The organism is Cognaticolwellia aestuarii (genome assembly GCF_002000025.1).
In the GTDB taxonomy this organism is placed as follows: domain Bacteria; phylum Pseudomonadota; class Gammaproteobacteria; order Enterobacterales; family Alteromonadaceae; genus Cognaticolwellia; species Cognaticolwellia aestuarii.
In genome coordinates this window covers 40,592-56,509 of sequence record NZ_MUZV01000014.1, presented here as the reverse complement: position 1 = coordinate 56,509, position 15,918 = coordinate 40,592, and the positions used below count along the sequence as shown (strand labels likewise).

Sequence of the window (15,918 nt, the reverse complement as noted above, 5' to 3'; positions counted from 1 at the left end):
TTAATTTCGCCTTTAGTAAATAGACCTTAGTGTTGATTTGGGGTAGAATGCGCGCCGAGTTGACGAGACAATCGCTGCTTCATCGTTGTGCCTTCGGGTAGACAGATGGGGGGGAGGAAAGTCCGGGCTCCAATGAGCAGGGTGCCAGGTAACGCCTGGGCGGCGTGAGCCGACGACAAGTGCAGCAGAGAGAAGACCGCCGATGGTTGTTCTTAGGAACCTCACAGGTAAGGCTGAAAGGGTGCGGTAAGAGCGCACCGGATTGCTGGTAACAGTAATTGCAGGGTAAACTCCACCCGGAGCAAGACCAAATAGGGTTTCATGACTAGGTTAATGCAAATTAGCATAGTATAAGCGTGGCTCGCGTGGAAACCGGGTAGGTTGCTTGAGCTATAGAGCGATTTATAGCCTAGACGAATGATTGTCACTTTTCTTCGGAAGAGATACAAAACCCGGCTTATGCGTCAATCTCACCAATTTTAGATGCCGCTTGATTATCTAATCGATAGTTAAGCGGCTTTCTAAAATCTCTTCAAATAAAATCATTTCGTTAAAAAAGTACTCTGCGACTCACTATGTTGCACTTGCTTTTGCATTCTATATTAAGTTGTTCACGCTAAAGTCGCGGTATATATTTTACGTAGCATTATTTGTCTTCAACTCTTTTGAATTGCTTTAATGTCGAGATGCTTAGCAATATTTATAATTGATGAATTCATATTTATTTGATGAATTTTTTAAATGGTGCATCTACGGGAGTATCAGCAAGGTGATTAGTGTAGTTACTCATCACTTTTTGCGATAAACCGACAATAATCTCAAGTAATTGCTGTTTAGCGTAACCTGCTGCAAAAAACGCCTCAATTTGTTCGTTGCTGATAACGCCACGCTCGCGTGTCATCGCTAATGTTGTTTCACGTAGCACTTCTAATTTAGGGTTCGCCAGTGGTGTTTTGTTGACCAGTGCATCAACAATAGCTTGGTCAACATTCATAGAAGCTGCAATTGCGCTATGCGCTGGTACGCAGTAGTGACAGTTATGTTCAACGTTAATTGACTGCCATACCACGGTAAGCTCTTCAGCATTGAATGATGTTTTTTGAAATAAATCATGCAGCACTTGATAGCCTTTAAGCAATGTTGGTGCTTCAGCCATTACGGCGTGTAAGTTGGGTAACATACCAAATGCCGCGACTGAATCAGCCATTAAAGGTTTTGCTTCTTCAGGTGCGTTTTCTGCTGTGTATAAAGTAAATTCTGTCATGTTTAGCTCCAATAATTAATTAAGTTTAACTAGCTTGTTGCACATAGTATTTGATTTTGAGCGACTGCTCAAGTTAAAATTGAGCGAATGTTCAAGTTGATTGGCAATAATATGGTTAATAAAATTAGATTTGAACGCGATAATGTCATTCGCGTTGCTAGTCAGCTATTTTGGCAAAAGGGTTTTTATGCAACATCAACGCGCGACTTACAAGAAGCCGTTAATATGCGCCCAGGTAGTATTTACGCCGCATTTGGCTCTAAAGAAGGGTTATACAGTGAGTCATTAAAAGATTACACCGTACAAATGAAAAGTCAGATAGAAGGCTTTTTATCAAGCGCTGATTCGGTGCTTGGTGGCTTACGTGCTTTTGTAGAAAATGTTGTCATTGAAACAAAAGATTGTTGCCCAAGTGCTATTTGTATGTTGGTTAAAGCCAACAGTGAGTTTTCTGAAAAGCACTCAAGGTTATACACTTTAAGTGTAGAGTTAGCGGCTGAATTTGAAAGCTATTTAACCCAGTTATTCGAACAAGCGATCAACAACGGTGAATTAAATAATACGCTTACTGGCCTTGAATATGCCCGCTTTTTTCAGGTGCAATTTACCGGTTTACGCGGTTATTTTAATCGCCCTAATGTAGATAAATTAGCTCAACCCATGATTAATCAAATGTTTATGCTAATGAAAACGTTATAAATATATTAACAGTATTGTTATAAAGATAAGTTAAAGAATAAAGCTAACGTATCATACAAGTAGCACCCGAAAGAGAAGTTTCCGTAGGGCAATGAGCCAGTTTATTTGACTTTCAAAAATTGAAACACAAGGCCAAGTTATGAAACCCATCGTAGCATTCTGTTTTTACAGCAAACCTAGCTGCACAATAAATCATTACGCCAAAGGTTGTTGAGTTTCAATGTACTTTATTGTTTAGAATTACTTTTGAATGTAAAAGATTAATTTTTATATTGCTGTTCTTGATTAAAAACAGCATCATTTAGTCCGTTACAAGCAGACTGAACATTATAATCATGCCAAGTAAAAATGTCTTTAAACCAAAGCAGCAAAGAAGCCAAGATACTCAGCGTAAGCTGATTGCTTCGTTACATTTATGCTTGCAAGATAAGTTCTTTGAGCATATTTCTATTAAAGAGCTAGCTGAGCGTGCAGGGGTTTCGGTAGGAACTTTCTATCGTCGTTTTAAGGATAAAGAGTCGCTATTGCCATTGCTCTATCAGGACTTTGGTGATGATCTTTTACAATGGGTTGGCCGCCTTGAACTTAATCAATATAGTGATCTGACAGCAGCAGTAGAGCAACTTTCAGTAGAGGTTTATAATTTTTTAGTTTCTCGGAAAAGTATTTTTCGCACCTTACATTTAAATTCACGATTACATTCATCATTACTCGACTCAGATGAGCTTGTTGATCGTCGAGCAATATACCGCCGATTAGCTGCTGTATTGTTAAAGTTTGATACTGAAATCAAGGTGGCTGAACCACGCAAAGCTGCTGATATGGTTATCTTTATGATGATCACCAGTTTGTTAGACAAGGTGCTTTACCCTTCATTAACACCTGCTATTGCAACTAACGCCAGCGCTGAAGAGTTGACGCTTGAGCTACCCAAAATTTTACTACCCTATCTAAAACTAGAATCAATATAGTCAATTAGTACTATTTGCCGAAAATAGTTTGCAAAAGCTAATCGGAGACATTAAGTTATTGCGAATCAATATTCACCTTAGAGCTACTATGAAATTTACTAAAATATTCGCGTTATTAGGTCCTGGTATTGTCTGGGCTGCCACCAGTATTGGTGTTTCTCATATTGTTCAAGCAACACGTGCTGGCGCTGACTTTGGCTTTGCCCTGTTAGGCTTTATTATCCTTGCGCATGTGGTTAAGTATCCATTTTTTTTATTCGGCCCTAAATACGCAGGGCTTACCGGAAAAAGCTTACTTGATGGTTATAAAAGTGTCGGTAATTGGGCATTTTATTTGTTTTTATTTTTAACCTTTGTCACGATGTTTTTTGTTCAATCGGGTGTCACGATAGTGACATCAGCACTAGCAATGAACCTGTTTGGTGATGTGCTTTCACTATCGCAGTGGGCGGCGCTAACCTTAGTTATTGTTTGCGCGGTATTAATTATTGGCCACTATAAATTATTGAGTTCTTTACTTAAGTGGATGATGCTTATTTTAGTTATATCGAGCATTATTGCATGGTTTGCAGCGGTTAATCGCTTAGGGTTTAGCCCTTCAGCTGAAGCGCCGGTTATTTCATTAACCTCTGCTGCGAGTATTGCCTTTATTGTTGCGCTAATTGGTTGGATGCCGACGGCTATTGAAGTGTCGGTTTGGCACTCTATTTGGACCACATCACGTGTTGAAAAACCAGGTAAATCATCAGCTAAAAATGCGACTTTAGATTTTAATATTGGTTACTTAACGAGTTTTTTACTAGCAATTATATTCTTATGGTTAGGGGCGCTATTAATGTTTGGCCAAGGAGAAGGCTTTGCTAAATCAGCGGCAGCTTTCGCGGGGCAATTAGTAGGAATTTATAGTAAAGCTTTAGGTGATTGGAGTTGGTTGCTGATGGCTCTTGTCACCTTTATTGCGTTATTCTCAACTACTTTTGCGGTAGCTGATGGCTTTCCACAAGTATGGCGACGTGCTGCTTTGCTTGCTAGCAATGAACAAAGTGAGGCTACAGACAAAAGAGCAAACAAAATTTATATTGGCTCGTTATTAGTGCTAGCGGTGGGGAGCTGGTGGATTATTAGTGACTTCAGTGCTGACATTAAAGCGCTGCTTGATTTTGTTACCACGGTTTCTTTTGTTAGTGCGCCAATTTACGCTTGGCTAAATTATAAGGTGATGATGGGGGCTGATGTTTGTCAAACGCAAAAGCCGCAAGGCTGGTTTAAAGTATATACTTTAGTATGTTTGACCGTGCTGACCTTATTTAGCGGCTTCTTTTTGTGGTGGAAATTTTTATCTTAATATCATGCTAAAGCGTTCCGGTTTTTATAACTGAAAAAAGCCTGTGTTCAAGCGCTCACGTTATTGAGCGCAACACATTTTATTAGCCTATATTTAACGTGCTTGTTAGCCAACTAGCTTAATTTGTCAATTTAGCGGGGCTATTTACAAGCTATTGTTAACAAACAATTAGTCATGAAAGATGATGAATAAACAAGGTTGTTTTTAGCCATATTTAATACAAGAGAGAAGAAGCATGATGCAAATTAACGGTGGCTGCCATTGCGGCGAAATAGAATTTGAAGCTGAAGTTGACGAAAATAAAGTGATTGTTTGCCACTGTCTTGATTGCCAAAAGTTATCAGGAACAGCATTTAGAAGTGTTGTGGTATCTGAGCCTGACGGAGTTAAGTTTACTAAGGGTCAGGTGAAAGAGTATATTAAAATTGCTGAAAGCGGCAATCAACGAGCGCAAGGGTTTTGTGCAAATTGTGGTAGTGCACTTTATGCCACTTCAGTTGAGCCATTAAATAGAGTGTATGGCATCAGAGCGGGTTGTATTGAGCAACGTAATTTATTAACGCCAAAAAATCAAATTTGGTGTCGTTCAGCTGTTCCCTGGTTAAAAGATATTGCCGATATTCCTATGTACGATACGATACCGATGAAGTAGTCACATATACCCAAACCACTTGAAAATGCAGTTTCAGAGTTAAGCTAGGAAATCAGCGCAAGGCACAGCACGCTGATAATGGTTATTCCCTTATCAAGTGCTGCAACGCTGCACTGATTTTCTAGCTTAGCTCCCGCAGGGCAAGGCGACAAAGGGTCATCTCCGGCGTTATTGATTTCGACAATGGAACAACCATTCCTTTCAATCAATGCCTTGGTGCTAACCCTTTTTCGACTTGCTGAATCCTGCATTTTCAAATGGTTTGGGTATAATCAGGCCTTTACTGTGAAAAGGGCATGAATAAACAGGGGTATTTAGGGGGTGTTTACTCGCTAACGAATTTTACAGCGAAATTTCAAAAGGTCATTCAACCCGTAATGAAAAACGGGCATCTACTGATGCCCGTTTTTAGTTACAACGTTCTGCTTAATGGACTTAGCAGCTAATCTTCTTCAACCAAAGTCATTAATGACGTATTACCACCAGAAGCGGTAGTATCAATACTGACGGTTTTTTCTGTTAATAATCGTTGGATCAAACTATCAAAATATTCAGAGCTGATCACCGGTAATATTGCGCCTTGACGTTCAGCTAATTTTTCACTGATATAATGTTTACGATCACAGTTACTGTCTACTACAACGCCTGATAACGCTGGGTGCGTTAACATCGTTGATAAGTGACGTAAGCGAGCAACTTGGAAAACACCAGCATCAGCGACTGTCGAGAGGAATTTATCTCTAAAGGCGATAGCTTCGTCATAATACAAGTCAGATACCACACTAATAACGGTATTACCGGTTGCCAATGCCGTTACAATCGAAAGTACCCAGAAGTGAAAGCTAACCGTAGAGTCAGCAAAACAGATAATATTGCCGCGATTTTCTAAATAAAGCACGTTTGACTCGCCCGTTGGCCCGGGTAAAAATGTTGGCTTTTTCATGCGTTTTTCAATATCAATCAACTGTGATCGTGCTGATTTCAAGGTGCGATTTAAATCGTCGGCTAAGTCATCAACAATATCAACGTGGGCAATTTTTGCTAACAATTGTCGCACACAAGAAAGGCGAGTATTTAACTCGGTTAAGCGCCAAGCTTTTTCTGCTGCATTGGCCTTATCCATGAATAAAATAGCTTCGTTTTCTGATTGCACATCACCATCTAATGCTTCTACTTGCGAAGGTAATAAGTTAAATTGCTCGGCATCTGGCGTTGCTTTTTCTATCACTAAACGGGTTAAATAATTCGGTCCACCTGCTTTGGGTCCAGTACCTGAAAGGCCGCGGCCACCAAAAGGCTGAACACCAACAATCGCGCCGATCATATTACGGTTAATATAAACATTACCAGCACGTGAAAGTTTAGCTAAATCAAAGGCGCGATGCTCAATACGGGTATGAATGCCCATTGTTAAGCCAAAGCCCGTGCCATTAATTTTATCAATAACCGCTTCTATTTCGTTACCTTTAAAGCGCACAACATGCACACAAGGACCAAAAACTTCCTGCTTAAGTACGCTAATATCGTTAATTTCATACAGGCGTGGTGCGAAAAAGAAATGTTCATTATCAGTCACGTCATCAGCAATCGAGCATTGGTATAACAATTTACCGTGGTTTTGCATGTAGTCGCTGTGAGCATTCAGAGCGTCTAGTGCTTTTTGATCAATCACCGGGCCGATATCAGTGCTTAGTTTTGCAGGGTTACCTACATGCAACTCAGCTAAGGCGCCTTTGAGCATAGTGATCACGTCATCAGCAATATCTTCTTGTAAAAATAGTACGCGCAGCGCTGAACAACGTTGACCTGCTGATTGAAAGCCTGAAGAAATAACATCATCAACGACTTGTTCTGGTAAAGCGGTTGAGTCAACTATCATACAGTTTTGACCACCGGTTTCGGCAATTAATGGCACTTGATCGCCACCACGCTCAGCTAAGGTTTGTGAAATTAGCGTACCGGTTTGTGTTGAGCCAGTAAACATCACCGTTTGAATGCGTTCATCAGGAATGATCACGCTACCCACTTCGCTACCACGGGCAATAACGGCTTGCACAACACCTTCAGGTAAGCCTACTGACTTCATTAAATCAATGGTGCGTAAAGCAATTAAGCTGGTTTGTTCAGCTGGTTTTGCTAATACAGTATTACCGGTAGCAATAGCGGCGGCAACTTGACCTAAAAATATTGCTAGCGGGAAATTCCATGGACTAATACATAAGATAACGCCACGGGCTTCTAAACGTTCATCGGCGGCAATTTCAACGGCTTTTTCAGCATAGTAGCGACAAAAGTCAACCGCTTCTCTGACTTCATCAATACCGTCTTGTGCTATTTTACCGGCTTCTTTAATGCATAACGCGATCAACTCGTCAGTATGACGCTCAAGAATATCAGCAACACGACACAGTAAAGCTGCTCGTTCAACGACTGGCGTGGCTGACCATGAAGGAAAGGCAGTTTCAGCAACGTCAATCATCGCTAACATGTCGGCTTTGTTATGGTGCTGATGAAAGCCAATAATTTCACTGTGATTAGCTGGGTTTTTCACCGCAACACTGCCTGATGGTACATCATTTTTATTGAGCAAATTGTCAACAAACCAATTATCTAATGACGCTTTCAGTGGGGTAATAACATTGATATCAGTTAAATCTAAACCCTTTGAATTATCACGGCCTAAACCTTTTGCGTCATGGTATAAAGCAATTGGCTTGATGATTTGATTGTTGTATTTATCTTTTAAGCGTTGAGTTTTTTCAACAGGGTCGCCCAGTAATGACTCAACCGGTTGTGACTCATCAACAATGGCATTAACAAAAGAAGAGTTAGCGCCGTTCTCTAATAAACGACGGACTAAATAAGCTAAAAGGTCCTCATGTTGACCTACTGGCGCATAGATACGACACTGAATTTTTTCACCAGCTACAATTTGATCGTACAAAGAATCGCCCATGCCATGTAAGCACTGGAACTCAAAGCCTTCTTTATCATCGCCAGCCAGTTCAACAATAGTTGCTGCGGTATAAGCATTATGCGTAGCAAATTGTGGATAAATAGTATCTCTGTATTCTAATAGTTTATTGGCGCAGGCATGATAAGAAACATCGGTTGATGACTTACGAGTAAAAACAGGAAAATGAGCATGGCCATCTTTTTGAGCATTTTTTATTTCGGTATCCCAATAGGCACCTTTTACCAAACGCACCATCATTTTTCGGTCAACACGAACGGTTAATTCTCGTAGCCAATCGACCACAAAAATAGCACGTTTTTGATAAGCTTGTAGTGCGATACCAAAACCGTCCCAATTGCCTAATTCATTATCACTAAATACCGCTTCAATAATATCAAGTGAAATGTCTAACCGTTCAGACTCTTCAGCGTCAACGGTTAAACCAATGTTATAACTTTTCGCCTGTAAACAAAGTGCTTTTAGTTTTGGCACAATTTCAGCCATTACCCGTGTTTTGTGGGTAAACTCATAGCGAGGATGAATAGCAGAAAGTTTAACGGAAATACCTGGTACTTTACGTGGATCGTTTTTACCTGAAGCAACGGCAACTTTACCGATAACTTCTATCGCATCTTGATAGGCTTTTAAATACCGGTCAGCGTCGGCCATGGTGCGAGCGCCTTCGCCTAGCATGTCGTATGAATAAACATAGCCTTTTTGCTCTTTCTCTGCGGCACGCTCAGTTGCTGCGGTAATGCTCTCGCCCATAACAAACTGTTTACCCATAATTTTCATGGCATAGTTCATTGATTTACGAATAACGGGTTCACCTAAACGACCAATGGTTTTTTTCAATAAACCCAAACTGTCTTGTTTACGTTTATCAGCATAGTTAACCATAGTGCCGGTAATTAATAAGCCCCAAGAAGATGCATTCACGAATAAAGAATCGCTGCTGCCCAAATGGCTGCTCCATTGGCCTTGCGATATTTTATCGCGAATGAGGGCATCTTGCGTGTGCTTGTCTGGCACTCGAAGTAAGGCTTCGGCCAAACACATTAATACTACACCTTCTTCACTTGATAGTGAGTATTCATTTAATAAAGCATCTATTGCGCCATTACCTGATTGGTCTTGACGAATTTTTAATACCATTTTTCGAGCTCTTTCCCAAGCTCGGCTTCTAGCACTGACATTAACTTCAGCTAGAGGGAGAATATGATCTACTGCGATGTTTTCATCAATACGATAAAACTCACGAATTTTCTGACGAATAGGGCAGTCTGTGATAAACGAACCATTAAAAAGCATATGCTTTTCCTCAAAATGACTAAATAGTAGCCTGTTACTAGTTAGCGAAAGTTACAATAGAATAATTCGTGCATTCTAAATAAAACTTAACCGTATGTGCTAGCTAAATTTGTCTTTTAAGCCATTTAAAATGCCGTTAAAGTTTAATGCCGCAGTAGAATGTATTTGATGTTAATAAATTTAACATCTGTAAAATTGAATAACGGTGTTTTCAAAGCAAATAAAATGCGGTTCAGATTGAAAAAATAGCGACATTATTTTCTTCGCAACGCCATATTCGTAGTTAACGTCATCTTTAATGCTATGCTTGATACTTGTAAAAAATAAAAGTCACTGTCATTAGACAAATGTACTTGATTGCTTAGCTAAATAAGGCAAAATAAGGTTTAACATTTTAATTATATCGTCATTATTTAATGTCGCTTAGTAGTGATAACTTGTCATAATGTGCTTGTTGTTTTACTCGTGATTAAATAAACGTTGGATTAACGCTGATAGCATAAAAGAGGAACTGATGGCCGTTTTAATTAACAATCAAACGCAACAACGTTGCCTACTGCAATCTCATCATAGCTTTGGTCGACTTAAAAGCTCAGTTAATACTTACGTCAGCGATGCATATATCTCTAAAATACATGCTTTTATTGAATGGAATGAGCAGCACTGGCTACTGCGTGATGTCAGTAGTAATGGTACTTGGCTTAATGGTAATAAATTATCTCGTGAACAAGTTGCCCAGCTTAATGTTGGTGATGTGATCACCTTTGCAGGTAAATCTAATAATGCATTTGAGGTGTTTGATGTTAGCCCTCCTTGTGATTGCTTGATTCCCGTGGCGCATAACAGCGATGCTATTCAATTAGAGTATTTACATTTATTACCGAGTCAAAAGTCGCAAAATATCGTCCTCAGCTATAACAACCAAACCTACTCTTGGTGGCAAGAAATTCTTGACGATAATTTGAATCAACCAATTTCTGCCAGTGAACTTGATGATCAAGCGTATTTAGATATTGACGGCTTAACATGGCAGCTACAAATTAACCGCAGTATTGCTGAAACACAATTGCTCAGACCTAGTGTAACTTCGCTTGATGAATTAAGTTTTTTATTTCAAACCAGTTTAGATGAAGAAAGCACCCATGTTGTTATGCAAAGCGGCGAAGAGCAGATTGATTTATTAGTACGTAGTCATCACTACCTTATGCTAACACTTGCTCGTCAACGTGCGAAAGATATGCAAGCAGGTCTTGATGATAGTGAACAAGGTTGGGTATATGCCGAACACCTTGCGAAAGATTTAGGACTAGATGCTAGTCATTTAAATATACAAATTTACCGTATTCGTAAACAGTTCGTTGATGCCCTAAATAACGCTTGTGAGTCAAATAACATTATAGAGCGCAATGCCGGTAAGCTACGTTTAGCCAGTAAGTCTTTTTGTATTCATAAAGGCGATAAAGTGGAATGTGATACGCGTCAAGTAAGTTTACTGGAAGTCGAGCCAAACGATAGTTATAAAATGAGTCAAAATATCACCAGTTATGCTGGCCAACGAGCTCATTAAGTTACTGATTATTATGCGTGTATTGGCGAAATGATATGCAATAATATTGAGTTAAATAAAAATAAAAATAACTTCAATTCGGGCATATCAATAACACTTGGTATGAAAATGAATTAATACATAATCAACTGAATATAAAATATCAAGTGAATCCAGATAACGACACCCTCATCATTGCAGATACTCAATGCAGCGAAGTGACCTTGCTTTCTGAGCAGGAACAAGCGGCTCAAGCACAGCAAGTTAATCATAACAGTATGACGCACTTTAAAATTATCGATATTCTCGGTAAAGGCGGCATGGGCGCTGTTTATAAAGCTAAAGATCTGGCTTTAGAGCGCTTTGTTGCGATTAAAATGCTGCGTATTAGTGATGCACAAGAGGCTTTAATACTGGCAGAAGCGAAAACCATTTCTAAACTAAATCACCCTAATATAGTGACCATTTATGATATTGCTCGTGACGGCGATAGCAATTTTATTGTTATGGAATGGGTAAATGGTCGGCCATTAAATGCTGTTATTCCGCCACAAGGTTTGGCGCTAAATATCGTTATTGATTATGCCAAGCAGATGGTGGCGGCACTTGCTTGTGCCCATCAGCAACAGGTTATTCACCGCGATATTAAACCGCAAAATATTATGGTCGATATAAATGGCCAGATTAAAATACTCGATTTTGGCATTGCTGCCTTGTTAGAGCCAAATAGAAGTGTCGAGCTAGAGCAAACGCCAGAGTCAGCACTAAAAACCGCGTCAACACCAGCGAAAATACCGTTAGTAGCCACTATTGTTGGCGATGAAAATAGCGATAAAAAATCGTCATCATTAGCAATAACAGGCTCTGTACAGTATATGGCACCGGAGCAAATTCAAGGGCAAATGGGTGATGCGCGGTCAGACTTATTTTCTTTCGGCATTGTTTTGTATGAAATGTTGGCCGGTGTTAAACCTTTTTTAGGTTTTAATTTGGCGCAAATTACTGACGCTATAACGCAGGGAAAATACACCCCGTTAGCCGAACTTATCGCTGAACGTGAGGTTGAGCGCAAACTTGTTGATAAAAATATTGCGGAAACCGGCGGCAAACCGCTCCAGCTTAGCGTACCAGTCGAACTCATCGCTGTGGTTGATAAGTTACTGCAAACTAAGCCTGATGCACGTTATCAAAATGCGCAAGAGTTAGCGCAAGATCTTGCCGGCATTGATCAGCAGCTGAGAGAGAAAAAAAATTGGTGGCAGCAGCAACATTGGCTGACCCAAAGCTTATTTATTTTACCGATAATCGCTGTTTTAGGTTGGAGTGTACGCAGCGTTTTATTCCCGCCCAGCACGCAAGAGTTGATTGCTCGGCAACTGGTGGAAGCAAAAAAAATTGCTTTTTTACCGTTCGATAATATTAGCGGCGATCCGGTGTTACAAATTTTTAGTGATGGTGTCGCGACTATGCTCAGTAGTGATTTAGCGGAAGTCGGTTATCAGCAAGGTGATGGTAGCACTTGGGTACTACCAACAAGTGAAATTAGACAACTTGACGACCCGAGCGTTAGTGGAATTTATAATAAATATGGTGTTGATACTATAGTGACTGGCAGCATTCAGCATATGGGCTCTACCCGCAGTTTGCATTTGAGTTTAGTGAACGGCGCTGATGGTCGGCAGTTAAAGTCTATTCAACTGACCTTAGATGCAAATAATTTATTCGCAGCGCAAAGTGAAATACGCCAACAGGTAATGAACTTACTCGGTTGGCAAATACCTGCGGAGTTAACCGCTCGATTTGCTGCGCAAAAACCGGCCTTTGACGGTGCTTATAAACACTACTTAGCTGGCCGAGGCTACCTATACCGCTTTGATCATGAAGACAATATAGCTAAGGCATTGGCGGCTTTTAATGCAGCGATCAGTCTCGACCCTAACTATGGCGATGCTTATGTCGGGTTAGCAGAAGCCCAGTTACGCAGTTTTATTGAGTTTAAAGATACTCATTTTCTTAAGCAAATGGAAAGTTCGGTAGAGCAATTGCAGCAAATAGATGCTAATCACCTTTTGCTAAGTTATTTGCAAGCTGAGCTGAAACTTAATCAAGGCGAATATGCCCAAGCGGTAGAATTATTTAAGCAGAGTATTGCTTTACAACCACGATTTTTAAAGGCTTATACCAGTCTTTCGCTTGCTTTTATGCAGCTAGGCAAAGGTACTCAGGCAGAGCGAGTATTGATGAAAGCCTATGCTTTAATGCCAAACAACAATGCGATATTAGTAGAGTTAGGGCTTTTTCATTATAGCAATGGTGATTATCAGCAAGCGATTAGTTACTTTGAAGTACTGGCACAACAAGCACCGAATAACTATATTGCCCATCTCAATATTAGTGCTTGTCACTACCTTTTGGGTGATACTGAACAGGCTATTTTTTCAGCAAAAAAATCACTTGAAATTCAACCGAATGCCGATGGTTTTGCTAATCTTGGTACTTACTATTTTATCTTAAAAGATTTTAATAAGGCGGTAAACGCCTATGAGCAGATGATCATCTTAAATGGTAGTGATTATATTAAATGGGGAAATTTAGCCGATGCATATCGTTTTGCTAATAATCCTAAATATACGGAGACCTTTCAGCAAGCAATTGAGCTTGCTGAAAAAGCTTTTGAGTTAAACTCTAATAATAAAAATGCTATTGCTTCGTTAGCTTATTATTATGCCAATATAGGTAATGTTGAGAAAACATATCTTTATGCTAAAAGGATCGATCAAAAAGATACAGGTGCTGATAATTTTCTCATTGCTGCAGCTTATGCACGTTTAAAAATAAAATTAGCGGCACTGAATTACCTAAAATATGCTATTGCTAATAACTATTCCATTGCCGAAATTACTTCATCACCTCTATTGGAGCACTTAGCAAGCGATGAGGAATATCTTCGATTAATATCAGAGTAGTTTAATTTATCGCTTTACAATAACTTGAGGATCCCAAGCGATTGAAAACTTATCACCATTAAGTTTAAAGTGAATATTAATGATCACCGTATCAGTTTCAGTCGCCCCTTCGGTGATTACTGCTTTATAAGTTACTTGCGCTTTACTTTCTGTTGATACCTGATGTAAATCAAAACGATTTTGCAGAATGTTTTTCCATTTAAACTTCGCTTTGCTGCTATCGCTGCCGTCGCCATTATTCCATGCTTGTAGCCAACAGGTCACAGTATCGCCGTCGCTCATTTCAAACGGCGGTGTTATTTTATCTTCACCGGCGCTGTCTGATGAGTAGTAAAAATAAGTCGACTCTTGCTCAGCAGTTAGATAAGTGACTTTTCGGCCTTTGCCATTAAATTGGTGCGCAACATTACCGTTATTAATGTCGTTAGCAAGTTTACTAAAGTCCATATTGACATAAAAAGTGATATCTTCAGCGGCTGTTTCGTTGGCGGTCTGCTCAGTGGTCATAATCTTGTTCTCTTCAGTTGTTATTAGTTATTAGTTATTAGTTATTAGTTATTAAGTATCTAAGATAAGTGTTTAGTGACGCTTGTCAGAAAAATTATCGATACGAGAAAATGGTTAATTAGCCTGAAGTAATATGCAGATATATTTATGAGTTGTGTTTTGCTAACACTACTTCTCAATAAAAGGCTGAACAATAAACTAGCAACCGAGAATGAATAAATCAATACTTAAAAAATCCGGTTAATGAAAGCAATAGTGAGTAGACACTCTTTATTGATTTTTATTGAGCTTAAATGTTGGGTTTTAACTTAAGCTATTGAATATTAGTTTTTTATGCGGTGTTAATTCTGTGCGAAGTCTTGCCTTAATATTATCAATAAAGCTATTGCTATTATTTGGACTTTTGACTGAAGTTAGTCACCATAGTAGAAAAAGCAGTTTTAAATTTTTTCGCCAAAACTGAAGTTGTTTTGCTTGGTGTTAGTGGCTGTTGACTAAGCTTGTTTAGCCTGTCATTTTGCCCAAATAAATCAATAGTGGTAATTTCTGTTTTTGCAATAGTATTTTTTGATAATAATTTAACATTGCTTGGTTTAACAATGCTTGGTTTAACACTGCTTGGTATCGGCTGTTGATTTTTTTTTATCTTGTTGTTACCGATATCATTTATGTTGCGATCAAAATTATCGTTACCAATGAAGCCATACGAGCTGGCATCAACTTCGATATCATCAAAGTTAAAGTCTTGAGGCACAGGGTCTTGGCGAGTTGCGCCAGACTTATAATATTCACGCATAATTTTCATATAATTGATAAATGACCTTGGTACGCTCATGTCTCTCTCCAATCGATAACTATTCATGGTTATTTTGGCTCTACTTATATTTTATGGTTGATAACAGTTGAATTTTTACGATCTATTCGTACTTTATTGAGCAACTTGTTTTGTGTGCCTACAGGCTAACTAAAAACATTCACTTCAAGTTTGATATCATAGTAGTTGAGCACTCAAGATAACCATTACACGACATTACATGGGCTAGGTAATGGCATTTGTTACATGGCGTATAATCTCTAAAACTCAGCCATAGCTGGCATGTGATTAGAGGCTAGGGATAGTGGCAAGTTATTATTTTATAGTGTGTAGTTGTGAGAATAGTGATTGAATAATTCAATAACTCTTGTATCATTAACGGTAATTAATCTTACTTTGGCTACTCGTGATTTTTAACCTTTCTAAATCATTAATGATATTGCTGCTATGTTTGACTTTCATCGGTCAGTCAATGGCAACGACAGCTATGTCTTATCATATGATGAGCATGTCGGGGAAGGGCGAGCACACACAAAGTCAAGAGATGATGGAACATTGCAACCAAAGTATGGCGATGGACTCAAGCGTTGAAGCAGAAGCTAGTTCAGAAAATTGCTGTGTTAAAAGCTGTAATTGCTTTACCGGCGGTTGTGCAACCGTTATAGCATTAATTAAGTACACAGGGCATTACGCTTTTTTTTCCTCGCCTAGAATTCCTTCATATGCTGACTCGATAACTAGTCAACAGCCAACCTCTCTTTATCGTCCACCGATATTAAGCTAAATACAGCATAATTGTGTCCAAAATTTGGCACATTTATTTTCATCTTTTCTGTATTAGGCTTTTTGATTTTGTGCTTTAAACTCGTATTACACACATCAAATTA

General features: G+C 39.2%; 11 protein-coding genes and 1 other RNA gene. 8 read left to right on the top strand and 4 right to left on the bottom strand.

Annotated features, from left to right (window positions below):
- The first annotated feature begins 55 nt into the window (after nt 1-55).
- An RNA gene (rnpB, locus tag B0169_RS17185) (RNase P RNA component class A) lies at nt 56-477 on the top strand.
- 244 nt (nt 478-721) lie between these two features.
- On the opposite strand, the gene B0169_RS17180 is transcribed toward rnpB, so the two are convergent.
- Nucleotides 722-1,264 carry a carboxymuconolactone decarboxylase family protein gene (locus B0169_RS17180; protein ID WP_077288139.1) on the bottom strand — a complete coding sequence of 181 codons (543 nt, stop codon included), beginning with the start codon at nt 1,262-1,264 and terminating at the stop codon, nt 722-724.
- Between the two features lie 111 nt (nt 1,265-1,375).
- On the opposite strand from B0169_RS17180, the gene B0169_RS17175 reads away from it, so the two are divergent.
- The 4 genes from B0169_RS17175 (at nt 1,376) to B0169_RS17160 (ending at nt 4,931) form a co-directional block, all read left to right on the top strand.
- A complete protein-coding gene (locus B0169_RS17175; protein ID WP_077288158.1) occupies nt 1,376-1,963 on the top strand; it encodes a TetR/AcrR family transcriptional regulator in 588 nt (195 codons plus the stop codon).
- A 335-nt stretch (nt 1,964-2,298) separates the two neighbouring features.
- Nucleotides 2,299-2,934 (top strand): TetR/AcrR family transcriptional regulator, encoded by a 636-nt coding sequence (locus tag B0169_RS17170; RefSeq protein WP_077288138.1) that lies wholly within the window; start codon nt 2,299-2,301, stop codon nt 2,932-2,934.
- A gap of 88 nt (nt 2,935-3,022) precedes the next feature.
- A complete protein-coding gene (locus B0169_RS17165; protein ID WP_077288137.1) occupies nt 3,023-4,279 on the top strand; it encodes an NRAMP family divalent metal transporter in 1,257 nt (418 codons plus the stop codon).
- A gap of 238 nt (nt 4,280-4,517) precedes the next feature.
- A complete protein-coding gene (locus tag B0169_RS17160) occupies nt 4,518-4,931 on the top strand; it encodes a GFA family protein (RefSeq protein WP_077288157.1) in 414 nt (137 codons plus the stop codon).
- A gap of 442 nt (nt 4,932-5,373) precedes the next feature.
- Here the strand turns inward: B0169_RS17160 and putA are convergent, their stop codons facing one another.
- On the bottom strand, nt 5,374-9,198 hold the full coding sequence (gene putA, locus B0169_RS17150) for a bifunctional proline dehydrogenase/L-glutamate gamma-semialdehyde dehydrogenase PutA (RefSeq protein ID WP_077288135.1): 3,825 nt from the start codon (nt 9,196-9,198) through the stop codon (nt 5,374-5,376).
- Between the two features lie 514 nt (nt 9,199-9,712).
- Here putA and B0169_RS17145 point away from each other — a divergent pair.
- Complete coding sequence (locus B0169_RS17145) at nt 9,713-10,765, top strand: FHA domain-containing protein (protein WP_077288134.1); 1,053 nt, start codon at nt 9,713-9,715, stop codon at nt 10,763-10,765.
- Nucleotides 10,766-10,911: 146 nt separating this feature from the next.
- Nucleotides 10,912-13,710, top strand: coding sequence for a serine/threonine-protein kinase (locus tag B0169_RS17140; protein WP_143323589.1), 2,799 nt, complete (start codon nt 10,912-10,914; stop codon nt 13,708-13,710).
- A 6-nt stretch (nt 13,711-13,716) separates the two neighbouring features.
- On the opposite strand, the gene B0169_RS17135 is transcribed toward B0169_RS17140, so the two are convergent.
- Nucleotides 13,717-14,217 (bottom strand): hypothetical protein, encoded by a 501-nt coding sequence (locus tag B0169_RS17135; protein WP_077288132.1) that lies wholly within the window; start codon nt 14,215-14,217, stop codon nt 13,717-13,719.
- 391 nt (nt 14,218-14,608) lie between these two features.
- Nucleotides 14,609-15,052 carry a hypothetical protein gene (locus tag B0169_RS17130; protein WP_143323588.1) on the bottom strand — a complete coding sequence of 148 codons (444 nt, stop codon included), beginning with the start codon at nt 15,050-15,052 and terminating at the stop codon, nt 14,609-14,611.
- Nucleotides 15,053-15,437: 385 nt separating this feature from the next.
- Here B0169_RS17130 and B0169_RS17125 point away from each other — a divergent pair, with 385 nt between their 5' ends.
- On the top strand, nt 15,438-15,815 hold the full coding sequence (locus B0169_RS17125) for a CopL family metal-binding regulatory protein (protein WP_268875733.1): 378 nt from the start codon (nt 15,438-15,440) through the stop codon (nt 15,813-15,815).
- Nucleotides 15,816-15,918: the final 103 nt, after the last annotated feature.

What these genes read in the sequence shown, in the direction of transcription:
- B0169_RS17180 (WP_077288139.1), bottom strand. Translation starts at nt 1,264, where the DNA reads ATGACAGAATTTACTTTATACACAGCAGAAAACGCACCTGAAGAAGCA.
- B0169_RS17175 (WP_077288158.1), top strand. Translation starts at nt 1,376, where the DNA reads ATGGTTAATAAAATTAGATTTGAACGCGATAATGTCATTCGCGTTGCT.
- B0169_RS17170 (WP_077288138.1), top strand. Translation starts at nt 2,299, where the DNA reads ATGCCAAGTAAAAATGTCTTTAAACCAAAGCAGCAAAGAAGCCAAGAT.
- B0169_RS17165 (WP_077288137.1), top strand. Translation starts at nt 3,023, where the DNA reads ATGAAATTTACTAAAATATTCGCGTTATTAGGTCCTGGTATTGTCTGG.
- B0169_RS17160 (WP_077288157.1), top strand. Translation starts at nt 4,518, where the DNA reads ATGCAAATTAACGGTGGCTGCCATTGCGGCGAAATAGAATTTGAAGCT.
- putA (WP_077288135.1), bottom strand. Translation starts at nt 9,198, where the DNA reads ATGCTTTTTAATGGTTCGTTTATCACAGACTGCCCTATTCGTCAGAAA.
- B0169_RS17145 (WP_077288134.1), top strand. Translation starts at nt 9,713, where the DNA reads ATGGCCGTTTTAATTAACAATCAAACGCAACAACGTTGCCTACTGCAA.
- B0169_RS17135 (WP_077288132.1), bottom strand. Translation starts at nt 14,217, where the DNA reads ATGACCACTGAGCAGACCGCCAACGAAACAGCCGCTGAAGATATCACT.
- B0169_RS17130 (WP_143323588.1), bottom strand. Translation starts at nt 15,052, where the DNA reads ATGAGCGTACCAAGGTCATTTATCAATTATATGAAAATTATGCGTGAA.